21 protein-coding genes and 2 pseudogenes are annotated in these 18,624 nt (G+C 46.8%); all 23 read right to left on the bottom strand.

Annotated elements, in window-relative coordinates:
* Positions 1-310 (bottom strand): GTP-binding protein (locus DXA05_RS24405; RefSeq protein WP_128859724.1); only part of this gene is annotated, 310 nt, incomplete at its 3' end.
* A 257-nt stretch (positions 311-567) separates the two neighbouring features.
* Positions 568-1,425 carry a GNAT family N-acetyltransferase gene (locus tag DXA05_RS24400; protein WP_005944281.1) on the bottom strand — a complete coding sequence of 286 codons (858 nt, stop codon included), beginning with the start codon at positions 1,423-1,425 and terminating at the stop codon, positions 568-570.
* A gap of 11 nt (positions 1,426-1,436) precedes the next feature.
* Positions 1,437-1,850: a nuclear transport factor 2 family protein gene (locus tag DXA05_RS24395; protein ID WP_284515691.1), complete on the bottom strand. Its 414-nt coding sequence runs from the start codon at positions 1,848-1,850 to the stop codon at positions 1,437-1,439.
* Positions 1,851-2,334: 484 nt separating this feature from the next.
* Positions 2,335-2,490: a hypothetical protein gene (locus DXA05_RS26600; RefSeq protein WP_153093198.1), complete on the bottom strand. Its 156-nt coding sequence runs from the start codon at positions 2,488-2,490 to the stop codon at positions 2,335-2,337.
* A gap of 21 nt (positions 2,491-2,511) precedes the next feature.
* Positions 2,512-3,060 carry a hypothetical protein gene (locus DXA05_RS24390; RefSeq protein ID WP_048317548.1) on the bottom strand — a complete coding sequence of 183 codons (549 nt, stop codon included), beginning with the start codon at positions 3,058-3,060 and terminating at the stop codon, positions 2,512-2,514.
* Positions 3,061-3,079: 19 nt separating this feature from the next.
* Complete coding sequence (locus DXA05_RS24385) at positions 3,080-4,231, bottom strand: relaxase/mobilization nuclease domain-containing protein (RefSeq protein WP_225629750.1); 1,152 nt, start codon at positions 4,229-4,231, stop codon at positions 3,080-3,082.
* Positions 4,232-4,966: 735 nt separating this feature from the next.
* On the bottom strand, positions 4,967-5,809 hold the full coding sequence (locus tag DXA05_RS24375) for a hypothetical protein (protein ID WP_048317554.1): 843 nt from the start codon (positions 5,807-5,809) through the stop codon (positions 4,967-4,969).
* Positions 5,810-5,906: 97 nt separating this feature from the next.
* A complete protein-coding gene (locus DXA05_RS24370; protein WP_048317556.1) occupies positions 5,907-6,356 on the bottom strand; it encodes a helix-turn-helix domain-containing protein in 450 nt (149 codons plus the stop codon).
* A gap of 25 nt (positions 6,357-6,381) precedes the next feature.
* A pseudogene (locus tag DXA05_RS24365) lies at positions 6,382-7,520 on the bottom strand (site-specific integrase).
* 339 nt (positions 7,521-7,859) lie between these two features.
* On the bottom strand, positions 7,860-8,585 hold the full coding sequence (locus tag DXA05_RS24360) for a helix-turn-helix domain-containing protein (protein ID WP_048317560.1): 726 nt from the start codon (positions 8,583-8,585) through the stop codon (positions 7,860-7,862).
* A 228-nt stretch (positions 8,586-8,813) separates the two neighbouring features.
* Positions 8,814-10,241: pseudogene (locus DXA05_RS24355) on the bottom strand (conjugal transfer protein TraG); the annotation flags it as partial.
* 123 nt (positions 10,242-10,364) lie between these two features.
* Positions 10,365-10,664: a DUF4133 domain-containing protein gene (locus DXA05_RS24350; protein WP_004320254.1), complete on the bottom strand. Its 300-nt coding sequence runs from the start codon at positions 10,662-10,664 to the stop codon at positions 10,365-10,367.
* Positions 10,665-10,712: 48 nt separating this feature from the next.
* Positions 10,713-11,078, bottom strand: a complete 366-nt coding sequence (locus DXA05_RS24345; RefSeq protein WP_007837354.1) for a DUF4134 domain-containing protein — start codon at positions 11,076-11,078, stop codon at positions 10,713-10,715.
* 58 nt (positions 11,079-11,136) lie between these two features.
* Positions 11,137-11,469: a DUF4134 domain-containing protein gene (locus DXA05_RS24340; RefSeq protein ID WP_128859723.1), complete on the bottom strand. Its 333-nt coding sequence runs from the start codon at positions 11,467-11,469 to the stop codon at positions 11,137-11,139.
* Positions 11,470-11,545: 76 nt separating this feature from the next.
* The gene (locus DXA05_RS24335; protein WP_284515690.1) at positions 11,546-11,917 is read right to left on the bottom strand and encodes a hypothetical protein; all 372 of its coding nucleotides are present in this window, start codon (positions 11,915-11,917) and stop codon (positions 11,546-11,548) included.
* Positions 11,918-12,137: 220 nt separating this feature from the next.
* Positions 12,138-12,899, bottom strand: coding sequence for a metallophosphoesterase (locus DXA05_RS24330; protein ID WP_044917907.1), 762 nt, complete (start codon positions 12,897-12,899; stop codon positions 12,138-12,140).
* Positions 12,900-12,904: 5 nt separating this feature from the next.
* Positions 12,905-13,684, bottom strand: a complete 780-nt coding sequence (locus DXA05_RS24325) for a hypothetical protein (RefSeq protein ID WP_004320265.1) — start codon at positions 13,682-13,684, stop codon at positions 12,905-12,907.
* Positions 13,672-14,154, bottom strand: coding sequence for a hypothetical protein (locus tag DXA05_RS28145; RefSeq protein WP_284515689.1), 483 nt, complete (start codon positions 14,152-14,154; stop codon positions 13,672-13,674). The genes DXA05_RS24325 and DXA05_RS28145 overlap by 13 nt, the downstream gene beginning before the upstream one ends.
* A complete protein-coding gene (locus tag DXA05_RS28140) occupies positions 14,127-14,750 on the bottom strand; it encodes a hypothetical protein (RefSeq protein ID WP_284515688.1) in 624 nt (207 codons plus the stop codon). The genes DXA05_RS28145 and DXA05_RS28140 overlap by 28 nt, the downstream gene beginning before the upstream one ends.
* A gap of 264 nt (positions 14,751-15,014) precedes the next feature.
* Positions 15,015-16,028 carry an ImmA/IrrE family metallo-endopeptidase gene (locus tag DXA05_RS24315; protein ID WP_165861564.1) on the bottom strand — a complete coding sequence of 338 codons (1,014 nt, stop codon included), beginning with the start codon at positions 16,026-16,028 and terminating at the stop codon, positions 15,015-15,017.
* Positions 16,012-16,335: a hypothetical protein gene (locus DXA05_RS24310; protein ID WP_004320271.1), complete on the bottom strand. Its 324-nt coding sequence runs from the start codon at positions 16,333-16,335 to the stop codon at positions 16,012-16,014. The genes DXA05_RS24315 and DXA05_RS24310 overlap by 17 nt, the downstream gene beginning before the upstream one ends.
* Before the next feature lie 166 nt (positions 16,336-16,501).
* Positions 16,502-17,386 (bottom strand): toprim domain-containing protein, encoded by an 885-nt coding sequence (locus DXA05_RS24305; RefSeq protein WP_004320273.1) that lies wholly within the window; start codon positions 17,384-17,386, stop codon positions 16,502-16,504.
* A gap of 198 nt (positions 17,387-17,584) precedes the next feature.
* A complete protein-coding gene (locus DXA05_RS24300) occupies positions 17,585-18,622 on the bottom strand; it encodes an AAA family ATPase (protein ID WP_128859721.1) in 1,038 nt (345 codons plus the stop codon).
* Positions 18,623-18,624 lie beyond the last annotated feature (2 nt).

Genomic DNA, 18,624 nt, shown 5'->3' with positions numbered 1-18,624 from the left:
CTTCCTTTGCGGATAAGATGAGGACTGCTCCATCAAGCATTTTGAATGTCCGCTCCACTTCCGCAATAAAATCCATGTGTCCCGGAGTGTCAATGATATTGCATTTCACACCATTCCAAACAATAGATGTCGTAGAAGCCCGAATAGTAATTCCTCTACGTTTTTCTATATCCATAGAGTCTGTTATGGTGTCACCTTTATCAACACTGCCGCGCTTTTCCGTTGCTCCGCAGGCAAATAGCAGATTTTCGGTTACGGAAGTTTTTCCTGCATCAATGTGAGCAAGAATTCCTAAATTTATAATGTTCATTTGATTAAGCAATAATATACTACAATAGATGCATTGCCGAAACGCACCTTTTAATACCTCCTCGTAGCATGTAGAAAACTACAGGATTCTTAACTCGTATTAATATGTATATTATTACTGCCGCATAATTGAACGCAAATTTACGAAAAAAAAAGTTCCCTGACAAAAGCACAAAGAACTTTTTTAATCTATACGTATTTTTATTTGGTATTATTAATTTGTTATTTGATGATGAGGGCTATTCATATAAATGTAGGTTAAATTTTTCTGACCATTTCAAACTGTTGTCCTTTTGGGGTAAGTCCTAATGATGACAAGAAACCAGTGACTGATTCACAATCGCAATCAACATTAGTAAATTTGAGTACATCGCTTTGAAAATGACTGACAGCACTTTTAAGCAAAGACTTGCCTATTCCTTTACGCCGGTAATCTTTTGCAACTGCGAGGGATGAAATATCGCCAGATGCCGGTTCAAAGATAACAAATCCGACAAGTTCTTCTCTTTCATAAGCTCCCAATATGTCCAAATTGTCGATTCCGCGTTCCAGTGAAGCCCTGTCATTTTGCCATGAAGGATGAAAATCGAACCAGGCCGTTTGGTTAAGGCAGTTTTTTAAATCCGATGGGAGTATGCGACATGCGGTATGGTTTACTTGCAATACAGGAACAATATCGCTCAGTTTGGCAGAGTAGTAGTTGAAATTTCTCTGTGTTTCAAAGCCTAATTTGCGATATATTTTTATTGCTTTGTGATTGTGTTGCAAAACTTCCAGTACATATTGCCGAACTCCTTGTTGACATATCAATTCGAGGCTGAAAGTGAATATTTTTTGGGTTAGGTGTAATCCCCGGAATGAAGGTACGGTTCCCGTCCCTGTGTCATAGGCAGTCAAGATGTTGTTGTACATGCCTGTTCCGTTAAGCACAAAAGAAATCAGCCGTCCTTCGAAAAATACTCCGAAAGATAGTTGTGGATTGTATCCTCGTCGGTCGAGCATGCGTCGCAATTCATCCGCATTCAAAGAGAAATCATAATCTTTGAATGCAGATGAGAATGCCGCATACAAATCTTTGAAAGAAACGGACTCTAAAGAATGAATGATGATTCCCATATCGGACGGTGTTATGTGTTTGGATTTTCATCACTATTCTCTACGGGTAAACCGTGCTGTTTGAGAAAGCTGAGCTTATCCCAATAACCTCTTTGGAAAACTATTTTATCGTTTTGCACATGAAAGAATCCGCATCCTCGCAACCCGAGCGGATCTTTCCATTCCATGATAGCCCATTCTCCATCCTCGAATATATGCTCAACAATACAAACCATTTTTGAGGTTGCAAATTCATTTACAAACATTTCATGGATAGCTGTTTTTCCTATAACTGGGGTGTTTGCGACTTGATGGTTTATGGCATCCTGAGCGTATAAGTATGCCAAAGCGACTGCATCGGCGGCGTTGAAGCAGTCAATCCATTTTTGTAGTATCCTTAATTCCGCAACACTATTACAAATATAACTTTTTAAGTACCTGAGCAACAAAAAGTTGCTCAGGTACTTATAAATAAAGTTAAACTAAAATGCTGCGGAATTTAGGATATCTTGAAGAAGAACGTAATGAACAAATTAGAAAAGAAAATGAGAGACGATTCCAACAAGAGCAACAAAGGATAAACAATTAACGTCTTCATGAGATTAATGAACGTAATCGCATTGCTTTAGAACGGGAAAATGCGAGGAGAAGAGCAGAGGAAAAAAGAAAAGCGGAACAAAAGCGAAAAGAAACCAGTCGCACAAACACAAATGTTCCTCCGTCGCAACCGAAGAATAATCGTTGGTCAATAGGCTCTAATCCAACTCTTCTTCCACGAGCAACCTCATCAAAAACAGCAACTACAAAAACAAACTCATCTAATAAAACCGATGGAAAAGAGGGAAAGTAAGTAATCTTATTGCAAAATGAATTGTATATGCAGTCAATCGCCAGTCGGTTGGCTGCATTTTTTCTGTGTGCAAGGATGGTCTATTCGCCACCGATGGAGGGGCGGTTAGCACCGCTCGCCTCCAGATAGTCGTTTACTGCGTCACGCATGGTGAACTCTCTCATGCCTGTCTTTGCCCAGTAGATAAGGGCATCAACAGCGGCTTTTCTTGCCTTGCTGTATTCGTTGTCTGTCATGATTCTGATGTTTTGAGTTTTCTAAAAAAGTGTGATGCATATCCAAATGGTGATTTCAACAAAGATGATAGACCAACTTAGGAAAGCCAAGCCGAACATCCAGGCATAGGTGCTACCGTTGAAGTATGCACCCTCCTCGATATTGCGGATTCGTTTAAGCTCTTTCTGCTGGTGAGTGAACAGGTCGTTTATCCGCTTCTCATGCTCGTCAAGGGCTTGCTTGAAAGCAGAAATGGCGGTGTTGTTCCGCTTATCCAACTGGGCAACTCCTTCATCGTTGATGCCGACTTTGAGGTTGCTCTGCTCTGCCTTGACTATGGCATGGCATATACTATCCACGATGTTGTCCGTGCTCCTGTGGGCAGCCATAAGTGCCACTTTCGTTGATTCCAACCTCCGATAGGCATTGCCCAGTTCCTCCTTTGCCTCATAGAGTGCTTTCTTGGCTGATTCAATCTCTTTCAGGGTCACTTTGATTTCTTCCTTGCCACTCTCGATGTTCTCGTCCTCCTGCATCTGATTGTACAGGTTAAGCACATCCTGTGTGGCATCTTTCTTGTTTCTTCCCATACCGTTCTTGTTTGAAAAGTTATCGTTTCATGCCTCTCTTTATCGGCTTGCAGAGTGTGTTTGCTTGCATTGCGCAACGTCTTGCCCATTCACGGTCATCATCGTCCTTATCACGTCCCCAGCCACTGCCAGGACTGCCACCGCCACCACATGACTCAGACATCGATGTGGCAGCATCAAGGTAGTTCATGAAGAGCAGCATGGCTACATTCAGAATGTCAGTGTGGCTTGCGGATCCATTCTCGGGAACTTCGATACAACTGTTCATCGTGTCGTAAGCAGTTCTCGGCATGACTATGCTGAAACGCTCACCATCGACTTCAATAATCTTTCTCAATCCGGCAGGAAGGTCAGGTTTGGCAACATTGCTTGTACGAGACAGACCACCTTGCGATGCCGTATTTCTGCTGTCCAATGTGGTAGCGTTTGAAACAGAAGGAGAAGGTCTTTGACCAACTGCAACAGGTGTTGGCTGAGGGTGCAGCTTGCGGAAGGTATTCCCGATTTTCGATGCGGTGAGATTCCTTCCTACACCCAGTTCGGAAGCCTTGATGGTAGTTTTTCCGAACTTGAAGCGGTAGCCATGCACCCTGCCTTGACCATTCTTGTCACGGATAAGCTCGATGTCATATCCCTTTGCCCTCAATCGGTCGGCATATTCATCCCAATCAAAGAACGGCATTGAACGCAGCACATCCATACAGGCTTTGGTCACCTCTGCAATGCGTTCCTGACGAATATCCATGGCATCCTTCCAACCATGACGCTGATTGATGGCTTTCGCAGCCATCACGGCACGCTCACCGATGAACTTCACATCATTGAGATTACCGTCCATGTCGATGCGGTTCACCACCAGATGCAGGTGGGGAATGCCACTCTTGGAGTCACGGTGAAGGGCGGCAAAATATTGTGAGTTGGCTATGTTGGTCGGCTTGACCGAAGTTGCAGCCTTGCCTTTCTTCTTGCCGATGTGGTTCACCTTGGAGATACCATCCATCTCACGAATGAACTCGTCAAGGAATCTTCTCCAGTCCTCCATAGTCCAGTTACGTGCCTCCTCCTCAGATGGGGAAAGCTCAAAGCGGATGGACGTCAGTTCGATGGGCTTCTTGGCATACCTCTGCTTGAACATGGACTGATGCAGCACCATCTCGTCCCACATGCCCATCGGCGGCAGACCCTCGCTGAGATGGTTGGTCTTGACGATGTCCGCGCGATTGTTTTTGGTTGCGTAATTGGTCATTGCCTGACCATGCTGAATTGCTGACGCTTTTGCTATCATAACATATCCAAGAATTTGTCTCTAATGCGGCTCAATTCCTCTATCAGGGTGTTGATGCCTTGAAGCCAACGTTCCATGAAGTCGGCTCTCTTGAAGAGTTTTAGTCTCTCGGTCTGTGGCAGGGCATGAAGCGCATTGCGCACATAAACCAGTTCAGCCTTGCCCCGATTAAGCCCTTCAAGGCTTCCTCCTGCTCTGCGGTCATGGGTAGGGATGGCTTGTGTCCGATGCCTAAGTCATGAAGATATGTGCTCTTGCTCCTGCCTGACAGTCGGGCATTATGTACTACCAAGTCGTAGTGTTCTTCTGTGAAACGAACGTCAATGTGTCTGGTCTTCGGAGGTCTCTTCTTTGAGGTTTTCTCCGTGTTGTTATTCTTGTCTTTTGTCATTGTAGATGGGGTTTATAAAGTTTATACTTGATATAACAGGACAGCCAATGTGAGCCTGCGAACATTCAAGAATGCCAGTAGGAAGCGGTGGGCGAAGCGAAACCGTCTGACACTGGTACTTCTTGTTTAGACCTCCGAAAAAAAACTACGGCTAATAGAGGTAGCGGCTTCTGGATAGCTTGCCTGTCGGGAACGTCAATAGTCGAAATAAGGGAAAAGTAGAGATGACATCATGAGTGACTTGGGGTGATATGCGCGCCATGTCTCTCCGTGTGATCCTCGCATCGTCCTTCATGGGGCGGTGGCTGCAAGAGGTTGCCCTCGTCATCATAGACAGGAGACGGCAGCAACTCAATGGGTGATGCCCCTTCTCCTTGATTGCAGTCATCTTCTGACGGCTGTCCAACCTCATACTCAAAATGGTCATCACCTTCCTTTTCCCTTTGTTTGAAGTCTTGTGGTATCGGAGAAGGATCTGAAAGTCCATCCCCGATAACATGAGAATTAACGAAAGGGGAAGAGGTATTATAAGAGGCAGGAACATGGGGCTGCAGAATGTCAGTAGTGGCAGGATTGACGCTGCTGTCTTTCTGCTGACCTATGCCATTGGAAAGATTGCCTTCCGAAGAGCAAGCGGTATCGGATGGGACATTGGACACCGATTCCTCTTGGGTGGCGGAAGTCACGGATTGACGGTTGTAGAAGGGGTTCTTGATGGCTTCCTTGATGCCGTCAACGTACCAGAAGGCGATGCATAGTATCGTATGTATGGAGGTGCGGTTGTTCCTCTCGGTTGAGAGGATGCCCACCTGATTGAACAGTTCCACCACCTTTGCCGCTGTCTTGCGGTCACACTTCCAAAGGGCAGACAGCTCAACGGTAGAGATGGCAAACTGCCCGATGGAGAGAGAAGCGGAGAAGCCTGTCTTCAGATAAACACTTGGCTTGGTGGATGCCATTGATACAAAAGTGCCGAAGGCGGTCATGCGGTGGAAGCCCTGCCTGTCATCCTTCAAGAAATCGAGCTGTTCCTTGGTCAGCAGGATTCCGTATTTTATGCTTTGGTTACTCATCTTGAAAAACTGATTATTAGTGAAACGGATTACTCAGCAAAGAAAGAATGAATAGTTTCTCTTTCCCCTTTCGTAAAAAGTAGATTACATGATTCTCTTATCCGTCATGCCATTCTTCCCCATCAGGATTTTTCTCGCCCTTGACCCTCTTCATGGAGGCAGGCTTGTTCTTCTTGCTTTTCTGCAACATTGCCAGATGAGCCTCGAAGTCTGCCTGTTCCTCCTGGGTCGATTCGTAAGGCTTGTCCCATGAGCCACCTGCCTCAATCCATTTTATCAGCTGGTCTTTGAAGAAGTAGAGCGTGTTCCCTCTCTTGTAGAAAGGAATGCGCCTTTCAGATGTGTAAGCATAAAGCGATGAGACTTTCTTTCGGACGAAGGCACTTGCCTCTCTGATGTCCATAAGAACATGGTCATTCTCGCTCGGAGCATTGCCTATTCTCTGACCAATGTCATCAAGACGAGTCATCATCGTATTGACCTTTGTCAGAAGTTCGCCAACTGCACTGGGCAGTTGGTCGAACGATAATGATTTGTTTTCTTCCATTTGTTATCCTGATTATGTTTTTCACTTATGTCTGGTCACTCTCTTCCTTTGTTGGTATTTTGAGCGAGATACGTTCTGCCGCATCACGTTTGAGTTCGTCCACCACATCGGCATACACCTGAGTAGTGGCAAGATTGCTATGGGTAAGCAGCTTGCTCACGGTGTAGATGTCCGTTCCCTCTGCCAACTGCAAGGTGGCAAAGGTATGACGGAAGCAGTGGAAGGTGATGTGTTTCTCGATGCCGGAAGCCTTTATCCACGGTTTGAGATACAATGCCACTGTACTGTTCGTGAGATTCTTGAACACCTGTCCAGTGCTTCGCTCGCCACAGAGCTGCAAAGCCTCTTCGCTGATAGGCAGGATTGCAGCGGTGGAAGTCTTCTTTGTGATAATGTCCATTCCCCAGCCGCCATCAGCCAACTTGACGATATTCTCCCACTGGAGTCTGATGCAGTCAGAAAGGCGAAGACCTGTAAGGCAGGAGAAGAGACCTGCACGGCGAAGGACATCACTCTTGCAAGGAGTCTGAGACAACTGCAACAACTCTTCCTTGGTGAGGAACTGCCGCTTGTTGCCATGAGCTTGGCACGCACAAGTTTCTTGGCGATATTCTCTTTGAGCAGTCCGTCCTCGTATGCGATGGCAAGGATGCACTTCAACTTGGTAAGGTTGTTGTTGGCTGTTGTTCCCATCATGCGCTTGCCGTTGTGCATACAGGCATCCGACAACAGGTAGTCGAGGAATCCCTGGCAGTACGGAACGGTAAGGTCGCAGAAGCGGCACTCGCCATGCGTGTAATTGTGGAAGTGCATGTAGGCGGTTGCCCAGTTCTGGCTGCTGCCACGCTCAATCATGAGGTTCTTGAAATATTCCAAGAAGCTCTCCTTGCCCTTGTTGCGGTCGAGGAAGCCATACTCCTCATTGATGATGGACTCAGTCCTGCGGCACTTGATGATTTCCGCTTTCTGAATCATACTTTTGTTGTACTCCTGCTGAAAGCGTTCAACAGGGTTGGTGTAGATGTAAAGACCAAGGTACTCCCTGCGTGAGAGCTTGCCTGTCTTCGGGTTGCGGATTGGAGGATAGAAATCCAGATAGAGGGAAGTCTGTCCGTTCTTGATAGGTCGTTTCCGCACGGTGACCTTTGTACAAATGTTCGTCATATTGTTATTCTTTTATTATTCTTACCGATGTGTATCTGTGGATGCGAATAGCCATGGTCGCAACGCTTTAACTCTCAAATCCGATGCAAAGTTAGATTGCCGTGAAAAGAGAAAAGCAAAGATGGCTTCAAATACAGCCAGAATTTAACCTGAATTTGCTTTTGAGTATGATTTTACGCTCAAAATCAGACTAAAAGCAGGTATTGGATGCGTTTTTTGTCTTATATCCGTTACTCTGCGTTGTGGGTTTGTTTCGACCGACATGGATGGGTGCTGCATAGCAATTGCAACGGCATGGGTCGTATATGAGTTTGTTTGAACCATCTCTTGACTTGTGTCTCACTTCCGTTTTGCCTTGGTCGTAGTACTGCTTTTCTCTGCCTTCTTGCGTGCAGCCTCCCAGTCTGCTTTCAGATAGTAGTTGGCTCTTCCGCCTTTGAACTTTCGGATTCTCACTCCATGGGTCTCCGCAAATCTGCGTACCTGTGTCTTGCCTAATCCGTAGAGTTTCATGATGTCGAAGCAGGTGTACCAGTCATCGGAAATGTTCTTACCCTGTTCTTCATTATAAAGCCCGATAACCCTTTCCACGTCTTCTTTCTTGAAGCAGGTCGTTCCCCATGCGTGAACTGACTGGAGTTGGTAACGATTGCGGACTTCATAGAATCTTCCATACTTGATATTAAAGGTGCTCAACACCTCTGCCATTGTGTAATGGGTGTCGTGGGTTACTCCATCAGGTGCTCTTTCACCAGCCCTGGGAGTCTTGCGACACTTTGCCAACTTGTTGACTGAGCCAGTCTCGGCATCTTTTAGCCTCTGTGCTTTCTTGGACGTTGCTCCTTCTAACGATAAGGAAGAAGGGAGAACCACCTGATAACCTTGTCCCTTGGCTATTTCAAGAAGGTCTTGCAAATAGATCCTGGTCATGCGTGTACCGAAATTTACGGCTCTTAGCCTGCCTTGACGAATAAGACTGCGTACTGTCTTGACGCTGATGCTTACTGCCTGCGCTGTTTCCTCTACGGACATCAGCACGATTGGAATGCGAGTTGTAGTATTCATTTTTACCGTTATTTTTGAATTTTGCAGTGACTCATGGGGGATGGTCCTTGACGGAAACTTTTAAGAGGAAACAAGGGGAAATAAGAGGAAATAAGAACCCTCATTAAGAACCGTGTGTCCCTCTGCCCATGGTACAACCGTGGTACAAAATTACTATAAACGGATGAAACTCGCAATAGGCGGTTGGAGCGTTATGTTAATGAATATGTATTGAAAATGAGCTATTTATGACGTTTCTCTAAGTTTTGTTTGGAGTTCTTTTCGATGCGTTTTAGTCCATATGACATGCATGTGGAACGATTTGCCGCTGCCCGAAGGACCCAAACAAAAAAAGTTCGAGTTGTCGGTCAGCTTCTCCTTTCCCTCCTTTCCTGTGATGTCGATGGCTACGGGCACGCCCTGGCGGTCGGTATAGTATATCTTCAGCGGGGTGTCCTCATTGTGCACGATGCGCTCCTTGTACATCAGGCAGGTGGCGGCATCGCCGAGGGTGAGGAAACGGTCGTAGTCGGCATTCATGCCATAGCAGTTGCCGGGGAAGGAGTTGACGAACAGCTCCAACTGGTTGTAGGCGCGCTTGCTGATATGGATGCCCATGCGCGAAAAGGAGTTTTCGAGATGGTTGGTGCATTTCTGTATGTCGGTGTCGCCGCTCACTGCCACCACGAGGTTGTAGTGGGTATAGACGAGCTGCTTGCTTTCCCTCGCTATCACCTCCTGCACTCGCTTGATGTCCTCCACAGCCATCAGGTTGCTGGGATTGGGCATGGAGGCATGGCGATTTTTCTTCTTGTCGAGCAAGGCAAGCTCGCGCTTCTGGTTGGGCACGAACACCATCTGGTTGAACACCACGCAGTCGGCACCGGGCACGCTATCGACGATGCTCACGAGGTCAACGGGCATACTGGTGTTGTTCACCTCGATATTGGCGTAGGGACGGATAACCGACGGCAGGTTGGCACAATCCACATCCACAAGGCTATACACCTTGCAGCGGCGGTCGCCCATGCCGATGGTCTCGTCATCGACCTTGAAGTTGGTCATCGACACCACCTTGTCACGGAAGTTCATGGAGAAGAAGCGGTCAACATACTCGCTGGCTTCCGTCTTGCCGAGGAAGCGGGACTTTACACCAGCATCCCTCAGTTGGTCGTGCACCTTGCGTATCTTCACCAAGAAGTCGCGCCATTTTTTGTTGTCGAACGACATCAGGCGGCTCTTCTTGTTCTCCTGTGTGATGGTCAGGTAGCAGACGCTGTCGGTAAATGGTCTGCCGTTGAAATAGCGGAAGTAGCTCTCGCTCAGAAACTCATGATTAGTCGCATTCTCTTCCTTGAACGCCTTCCTCACAAACACGTCCTGCTTGTGCATGGCATAGCCTTCACCCAAGGTCTGGGCAAGGGCGGCGAAGAGGTGGGTGAACTCATAGTAGGCCTCGATATTGGCGGAATATTTCTGTACGGGGTTCTCCATTTTCAGCACGGCGGAGTATTCGCCCGTCTTGGTATAGAGCACACCGATGCCATCTACTTCCTCGATGGAGAAGTAGATGTCCTGGAAGATGCGCTTGCGCTTGCCTCCCGTGCCGAATGCCTTGACACTGATGGCCATGCCCACGCAGATGGCTGAGAATATGAGTATGATGTATAGGGTCATTGTTCTTTTCTTTTTTAATCACAAAAAGGCGGGCGCACCCTCATACGTGATGCCCCCACCTTCATTCACTTACAATCATTGATAGCATTCCACTTGGACATAATGGATTCTCTTTTTTTTGTTTTACACTTTCTTTGAATAGGCATAGATGAATATTCCGTTGTCACTCTTTTTGCTATGCAAGCCTTTGCGCTGCTTCATGACGATGAGAACGCCACCGACAGCCACGGCGAGGACAAGCAGCACGAGTCCTGCCACGAAACCGAAGATGCAGTAGCCGAGGATGAAGCCCGCAACGGCTCCTCCTGCGGTGGCTGCCGCCCAGTAGATGTAGCGTCCCTGCAACCCGAAAAACTCTAATGGACGTTGCAGTCCCTTGAAAATGGGATAGTCAGGAAATCGCTCCTGCTTTGCCTCTGCCATAACTGTCAGTGTTTTAACGTTCTACATACTCACAATCTCACGCTGCGTTTAACCTCCAATGCCGAAGAACAGAGGCAGTGCCTGGGCTGCTGCAATGAGGAAAATACATGCGCCGACGACCATCATGATCTTCTTTTTCACGTCCTGTTCCTCGTTGTTCATGGCGATGTAAACGCTTATGGCTCCGACAATTGCAACGACACCTGCAATGGCATAGCAGAGCTTCACCACGATAGGTACATACTTGGCAATCTCCTCCGTCACTGTGGTAAGCGCGGTCGTTCCTGCCGAGTAGTCGCCGGCTGCGTTCTGTGCCATTGCTGCGGTGGTGCCGACAAGCAACATCAGGGCGAGCGTTTTCATGCGCTGTGAAGAGAAGAATCCCTTCACCTTCTTGTTAATCCTTTCAAACATTCTTTTTACCTTTTAATTTGTTACACTTTGAGTTATCTTATCTCGTATCACCTGTATCTCAAATCTGATAACCGAAGAAAGCGGGGAAGACGATGGTCGCTCCTATGAGGAACAGGCAGGCTCCCACCAGCATCATGATGTTCTTCTTCACTCCTTCTTCGCCCGTATTCATCTTTATATATATCTGCAAGGCGCTGACTATGACCACGATGCCCGCCACTGCATAGCACATATAGACGATATAGAGCATCATCGTCACGGCATAGTCGTGGGCACTCGCAAGTGCGTCCGCTCCCCAGCTGTAGTCCACGTTGCCACACTTAGCACTGGCCAGAACTGGGGTTAAAGCGGCATATAATGATAGAAATGCACTTCTTGTTTTTGACATCATATCTCATTATTGAGTGATTCCACCTTGACCATTTCACGACCATTGTGACGGAGGCCACGGGCGATGATGGTGTTTATCAATCTTCCGAAAACATGGGGTCGGAATAGGTGGTATTCACTTCCTCCATCTTCTTCTCGATTGCGCTTTGTATTTTTTCAAGCACATGAGGCTTGCTCTCTTCCGCAGTGGCGGCTGCCTCCTCTGTAGGCTCTGCAAGCTGCTTCTCCTCGTAGGCTGTCTCATACTGGTTATCGCCTACGCTGAAGCCGCCGTCGCTCTCGCTGACCGCTATCGACTCTTCTTCATCGGTCATGTCACTGACATCAAACGACTCGCCCTGTGACTTCTCGTCCTTGGGCTTTCCGTACAGATCCTGCACGATGATGACCGTATAGTAGATGACATAGATTACGGTCACGACAATGGCGAATATTACAAATGACTTCATATTTTCAAGTTTGATTTTACTATGATTTGGCTTATTGCCAGTGCAAAGGAACTACCTTTTCTTCAATCTTAAACCGAAATGCCTTTCCGCAGAGCCAAATCTTAACTCTAATTTTGATTACACTCATAATCATACTCAAAAATCAAACTCGAAAGGCACAAAAAAAGCCCTTCCGATATGGAAGAGCCTGTAAAGAGGGTGGATGAGAAAATGTGGATGGCTATATGGTCAGATGCTTGTCGTGGGAGAAGTCTTGATGCTCGTTGGAGAATACATAGCCCAACTGGTTGGACAGGCATTGGGTGTTGCCTATCCTGGCATTGATGTTGGTGTGCGAGTGTCCGTATATCCAATAGTCAATGCCGCTATCGGTGATATAGTCCTCCAGTTCTACAGTGAAAGCCCCGTTTGCCTTGCTGCCCTGAAACTTGGGGTGGAGCATACGGAACGACGGCACATGATGGGTGACAACAATCTTATGGACTGCTTGCGAATGTGCCACAGCGTCCTTGATGAACGTGAGGCAACGCTTATGCTCGGCATTGAATTGGGCATGGGTCATCAGTTCACCTTTATATAATATACGGCGGAAGTCACTTATCACTTGCTCGGTGAAGTAAGCGTCTTCCAAAGGAATCCTCGACCAAAGGGTGGAGAGGATGATGTCGGTGTCGCCAATCCTCACAACACCATTGTAGTGGCTGAATACATTGGGACGTATCTCCAAGAGATAGCCGTCGGGCAATGTCGCCACATCATAGTATTTGTAGAACTCATGGTTGCCCATGCAGCAATGCACCTCCTTGTAATTCTCCGATGCCCAGTCCCAAAAGGGATGCTTGGAGTAGTTATCATCACCGAGATAGCCGATGTCACCGGCAAGCAGCAGTATGTCGCCCGTCACCTCCAAGGGGTGGGCTTTCAGATACCGCCAGTTGTCGGCAAACTCTAGGTGCAGGTCGGATGCGTATTGTATCTTCATATTGTTCATGCTTCCATAAACAATTCATCCAGTTGGTCCAACAGTCCAGTCACAAATGCCTCGTCTTGACCGAGCGAATTTGACAATGGTTCTGCGAGAATTGACCAGTCGGCTCTGATGGAGGCGACAAACTCCCTTATACATGCCACTATGGAAGCAGGTGCCTCAATGTTGTCCTCGGCCATTATGACCACATTCTTCAGAATGTCAGAACGATGCTTCTTGATGTCCTTGGTGTTCACATGCTTGCCGTCCCTCTTGTCTGCCATGAGATTGAGGTAGGCTCTTGCCTTCAGCGCTATCAAGGCAGCGGAATTGGCATGGCGTATGCCATCAGTCAGTTGGCTGTGTGCGATAGTGAAGTGATAGTAGTCATCGTCCATGATGATGGCACTGAGACTCGACACATCTTCATCGGTCGGGATAGGTTCTATGACAAATCCCTTTGGCTCTCCAAGCACATCGGGGTGGCGTGACAGCAGTTCTATCATCTCGGGATAACCATCTTTGCCATCAAGGAAGCGGTACATTTCATATCTTGGTGGTTCACCAGCCTCCTGTTTCCTCTTTTCAGGTCGATAGCCTGCCTCACGTACAAACTGCCAGAAGCGGTTGGCGAATGCCTCGGTCATGTTCTCTACGATGACTATCATATCGATGTCGTGTGTGGCGCGGGGGCGCACCACGGTATTGGTCATGGTGATGTCACAGGCTGCACCGCCTATCACTACATAGTTGTCTGAGTATTCCGCAAAAGCCTCGCGGAACTTATCTAATCCGTCCATTTCTGTTCACTGATTATTCGTTCTACTTCTTTTTCCACTCTCGGATCATTGTCCTCCCTCAATGAAAGGACAAGGGAAAGGCGGTCAACCCACTGGTTCTTGTCGCCAATCTTGCTGACGACAGGGTATTTCCATACCTCTATGATATAGTTGCCGTCATAGATGTTGGGATTTTCCATGACATCAGCCGACTTGACGGCACGGTACTCCTTGCTTGTCATCATCATCATCTGTTCCCTGTCGGGGTTGAGCATGGTGTAATGCGCCAAGGCATTGATGCCACATACGGGATATTCCGCATCCAAGCGTATGTCATCGCAATAGATAAGGTTCTCTACGGGTGACAGCAAGACGTTCTGTGCCTTGTCCCACAGTTCCTTGCCCTTCAGCTCGAAGTGTACCACCTTACTGCGCTGTCCGTTCTGAATCTTTTGACACAGCCCTACGTCTTCAAGGCAGGTGACACCCAACGTGACGCTTTCATAGGAATAGGGAAGCAAGGGCGCAATGTCTCTTGGCGACATTCCTTCGAGACTGCGACCTGTAGGTGGTAGAGCAGCATGTATTGTGCCACAGGAGTCAGTACCTCAGCTATCTTCCTGTTGCTTGTCTTCTCCAATGCAATGATGCCAGGCAAGTGGGCATACTCCTCGGACATGACAAAGAAGACTCCCTTGTCCGCCAGCCTGTGCCGCTCGTAGGTGGGTCCGGGCGCAAGGATGAATACTGCGGGCAGTCCCAAGGCTTCAGTCAATCGCTTGCCCGTGATGGCGCAAGCCCGTGGAGAGGGATTGACTTCTTTCTTAGGTTTAACGAACAGCAGGGACATGCCTTGGTATGTGCCGTCATAGAAACTGTATGAGAGTTTCTCTCCGACAGTGATACCTTTCAAGCTTTCCTTGGCACGAGGTTCCACCTCAATGCGTCTGCCCAATATCCTTATTTCTTTTTTCAATTCCATTCTGCTACATTTTAATGATACATTAAAACGATGCAAAAATAAGGATAATAATTGAGAATCAGGCATATTTTGGCGAAAAAGTGCAGATTTGATATGTAATTTCAATGCATTTGAGCCGTTTCTGCACCAAATGATAATGTTTTCGTCTTGATAATGTCATTCCGATGCCGTTCGTTTCTTTCTCATTAGATAGCCAATTCTCATCAATCAAACTCAAAGGGCATAAAAAAGCCCTTCCGATAGGGAAGAGCTTATTCTATTGGTTTGGCTGATGCCAATATTCCGATTAACCGATTCTTCTGCTTTCGTCAGAGCGGAACTTGTACATTCCTGTCTCGTATGATATTCTGCCTAACACAATCCACTTGTTCAGGCCTTTCTCATTAGCCCATTGGTATATTTGCGCTGTATCATCGCAGGATTTAACCTTACCTTCGGGGCATTTTTCCATTCTTCGTTTGGTATGAGGGCATTGGCAGCAAAGGCATTGGCTTCTTTTTCCTCTGCACTCTCGTTGTCATAATCTGGGATGCTGAGTTTACAATCGCTTCGGCGGCCATCGAGATAATGCAGATAGATGTGCCCGACCTCGTGCATCAGTGCGAAAGCGAAATTGTCTATGCGGTCGTATCTCCTTGTCAATATTATATAAGGTATGCCGTCTTCTATGTAAGAATAACCATCCACAGAGGCTTTATCCACCTTTTCTTCGATGCAGAAGGCTATTCCCTCGGCAGCCAATATCTCTTTTACAGTATTCTCCGTGGAGCGATTGTCATGCAAGGCTCTTACCAATGCTGCAACCACCTCATTTCTTCTTTCCTGGTTGAATGGTTGTGAAACCTTTTGTCTCTTGGCTTTTGATTCTGCCAAAAGCTTCCATGTCATCAGCATACGAGGGTCTTGACCTGTCTTTGCCGATTTTCTAAACATGCCGGATGTCTCCAGTTTCAGCTCGGCAGGCTGGGGCAGACAAAGGGTTTCGGAAATATACTGCATCTGTTGAACCGCTGTAGTCAGTTCTTTGCCGATTCGCTTGAACAAGGTTTTGACATCAAAGATTTCATTATAAAGACTGAGGGCGTTTTGCGCTTCAAACTCTTCAACGCCTCTCTGCTCTATCACCTTCATGTCATATTCATATTGGGTCTGCATGTTTACCAACGATACTGCAGAGATGCCGAGAACCTCTTCTATCTTGTCTGCAATGGGCTTTGTTATGGGTCTCTTGCCTTTTATCAGCTCATTCAGATGTGACTTTTGCATACCAATCATGACTGCAAAGTCCTTTTGGGAGATTTCTCTGTCTTCCAATTCATACCTCAGAATGGTACCCGGATGGGTTGCCGTCCAAGGGGTCTTGCTTTCATTTCTTGTTGCCATAGTGGTCATCATTTAATTCTATTAACGTTATTTCCAATCCTGTCTCTGTTTCCCGGAACAGCAGCCGCTCAACTCTATTGTTGAATATCCTGACAGAGCTTAAGGATATATGTCTCAGTTGCTCGTAGTGAAGGAAACTGTAATCCCTCAATTTGGAGACATGCTCCACTGATTTCATCAGGTTGTATATATCAGTCAGCTTCTTCACAAATTTCTTGTCGCGAGCGATTCTTTTATATTTTCCTGCATTCATTCCATATAGTATGAGTTCACGCAGGTCATCGTCTTGTATTTCAACTTTAATCATGCATTCAGCATTTATTTTTGGTGCAAAGATAATAAATAATTCCCATTAAAAGGGAACTTTATCGATATTTCTCTTCAAAATCGCACATATTTGTGATAAATTAACATGAAAAGCGGTTTTAAGAGCTTTTTTGAGTCGGAATCCAAACAATTTATTCATTGACAGGTTATCTTTTCCTCATAAGATAGTCGTTGACATCCTTGTAGTCGGCATACCTGAAGGACTCGTCCGTCACCCTGTACTCGAATACATTGCTGATACTCTCAACCGTCTTGCGTCCTGCCTGGTCGTTGTCGAGGAAGCAATGGATGTGGGTGTAACGGTCAAGGTACTGCAATGCTCGTTTGATGTTGGCGACTGAGTTCAGTATCATATAGTCGCAAGGGCTTTCAACGACAAACCATCTATCTTGCTGTTTGACGAGGGTCATATACGCAAGGAAATCCATGAAGCCCTCAAAAACCAGACAACCGCTTTGCCACTCATTGAATGTATGGGCAAGCAGGGTGATATCCTTATGCCCGATGCAGCCCTTGAAATAGGGATTGCGCACCTCATGTCCTTCGCTTAGGTTGCCAAAGGCAATGCCATAGTAATGCTTCTGCTCAACCTTGTAGTGTATCTCCCTGCAATACATCCTGCCGATGGTGATGTCTATCCGTCGGCTACTGAAATAGGACAGCAGAGAATGGTTGCTCAGAGGAAGCAGCTTCACATCGTTCATTTTGGTTGTCGTGTATTCCTTGGCTGCGATGGCGGTCTCTATCGCCTTATCCACAGTGGTGATATTCTTGGACGCAAGGTAGGCAAGGGCATCGGAAACGGAGTGTTTGTTATACATGCGCTTTACCAACTCCACAAGGTCGCCACCCTCCTTAATGGCGTAGTCGTACCACAGGTTCTCCTTCTTGCTGACCTTGAACGATGCGGTCTTCTCGTCCCTGAAGGGTGACAGATACCAGTAGGCATTGCCCTTCTTCTTTTTCAGCGTTACATTCTCCTTGTCCAAGAAGTCTATAATGCTCAGTTTCTTCGATTGTTCAATATTCATTGCATTTCATTTGTTCGGTTTCACATTGTCCATGGAACAGTTTACTTTACCCTTTCTCCTATATAGGCACCCCCGTAAACTAAACCATTTGCTAAACTACTTTTCCGCTTCCCAATTCAGCCTCCGATTTCGGTTTACTTTGGCCTTATTTCTTATATATAGGCACGGACGTAAACTAAACTGGTTTCTGAACTGTTTTTATTCCTCTTCATGGAACAGGTCAATCTCCGCAAGAGTATATCCGAAATAGTAGTGATTATCCCGCTTCACTATGAGCTTTTGCTCGTTCATCAGATATTTCAGCATTTTGATGATAACGCTTCTGCCACGCTTGAAGCCGATGTCTGCATAGGCTTGCGTCAATTCCTCCACCATGCGATCGAATCCTTTGATAGGTTTCTCCTTGAATGCAGCCGTCAGTGCCTCGTTATGCTGTTCGGATGTCAAGTCTTGGTAAGTAAACCTTGACGGTTGCTTGTCACCTTCTTCCTTCTCCGGCGTGTGCTCGACAATCTCTGGCAACCCTTCTTCATTGACGGTAAAGGCAAACGACTTGAATTCCTTCTCACGGATGTGCATAGCCTTCACCTCGCTGATATCGGGATTGGTGGTGCTCTTGGTGATGACAAGCACCGTCTCTGCCTTGTTGTTCATCTCCGTACCGATATGCCCGCGCACGTTATTGTCGCCCTTGTTCTGATGCAATACGCAATGGATGTGCAGGTCATACTTTGATGACCATTCCATCATCTTGTTGATGACCTCGACCGATTCTCCCGCATTGTTGATGTCGAGAAGCAGGTCCCTGATTCCGTCGATGATGACCAGTCCATAGCTTTGGTCTTGGGCAAGCGCATAGTTTATGACCTCTATCCTGACGGAGGGTGTGTACTCCCTCAGACAGATAAAGTCCAGATTCTCGTTGTCGATGCTTGTAGGCAGACCGGCGAGCTTCAGGATGCGCTCCAGCACGTTATGACAATGATAGCGGCTCTGCTCGGTATCTACATACAGTATCTTGCGCTTTCCCTCTGGCAGACTGGCTCGATAGTTAAGAACCTTACCGTTGGAGAGTGATGCAGCCACCAAGGCAGACACGTTGAAGGTCTTTTTCGCCTTTGCCTTACCCGTAGAAGCACTGAAGTTGCCCAATGTGGCTATGCTGGAATTATCAACCCATATAATCTGAGGAGGTGTTTTATAAGTATCTGTTGCCTTTATCAACGATTCGCTCAATA

The organism is Bacteroides sp. AM54-2NS (genome assembly GCF_003602935.1).
Classification (GTDB): Bacteria; Bacteroidota; Bacteroidia; order Bacteroidales; family Bacteroidaceae; genus Bacteroides; species Bacteroides xylanisolvens.
This window is presented reverse-complemented; position numbering and strand designations above follow the sequence as displayed.

Coding starts and splice junctions, on each gene's coding strand:
- DXA05_RS24400 (WP_005944281.1), bottom strand. CDS start 1,425: ATGGGAATCATCATTCATTCTTTAGAGTCCGTTTCTTTCAAAGATTTG.
- DXA05_RS26600 (WP_153093198.1), bottom strand. CDS start 2,490: ATGACAGACAACGAATACAGCAAGGCAAGAAAAGCCGCTGTTGATGCC.
- DXA05_RS24390 (WP_048317548.1), bottom strand. CDS start 3,060: ATGGGAAGAAACAAGAAAGATGCCACACAGGATGTGCTTAACCTGTAC.
- DXA05_RS24385 (WP_225629750.1), bottom strand. CDS start 4,231: ATGGGCATGTGGGACGAGATGGTGCTGCATCAGTCCATGTTCAAGCAG.
- DXA05_RS24375 (WP_048317554.1), bottom strand. CDS start 5,809: ATGAGTAACCAAAGCATAAAATACGGAATCCTGCTGACCAAGGAACAG.
- DXA05_RS24370 (WP_048317556.1), bottom strand. CDS start 6,356: ATGGAAGAAAACAAATCATTATCGTTCGACCAACTGCCCAGTGCAGTT.
- DXA05_RS24360 (WP_048317560.1), bottom strand. CDS start 8,585: ATGAATACTACAACTCGCATTCCAATCGTGCTGATGTCCGTAGAGGAA.
- DXA05_RS24350 (WP_004320254.1), bottom strand. CDS start 10,664: ATGGCAGAGGCAAAGCAGGAGCGATTTCCTGACTATCCCATTTTCAAG.
- DXA05_RS24345 (WP_007837354.1), bottom strand. CDS start 11,078: ATGTTTGAAAGGATTAACAAGAAGGTGAAGGGATTCTTCTCTTCACAG.
- DXA05_RS24340 (WP_128859723.1), bottom strand. CDS start 11,469: ATGATGTCAAAAACAAGAAGTGCATTTCTATCATTATATGCCGCTTTA.
- DXA05_RS24335 (WP_284515690.1), bottom strand. CDS start 11,917: ATGAAGTCATTTGTAATATTCGCCATTGTCGTGACCGTAATCTATGTC.
- DXA05_RS24330 (WP_044917907.1), bottom strand. CDS start 12,899: ATGAAGATACAATACGCATCCGACCTGCACCTAGAGTTTGCCGACAAC.
- DXA05_RS24325 (WP_004320265.1), bottom strand. CDS start 13,684: ATGGACGGATTAGATAAGTTCCGCGAGGCTTTTGCGGAATACTCAGAC.
- DXA05_RS24315 (WP_165861564.1), bottom strand. CDS start 16,028: ATGGCAACAAGAAATGAAAGCAAGACCCCTTGGACGGCAACCCATCCG.
- DXA05_RS24310 (WP_004320271.1), bottom strand. CDS start 16,335: ATGATTAAAGTTGAAATACAAGACGATGACCTGCGTGAACTCATACTA.
- DXA05_RS24305 (WP_004320273.1), bottom strand. CDS start 17,386: ATGAATATTGAACAATCGAAGAAACTGAGCATTATAGACTTCTTGGAC.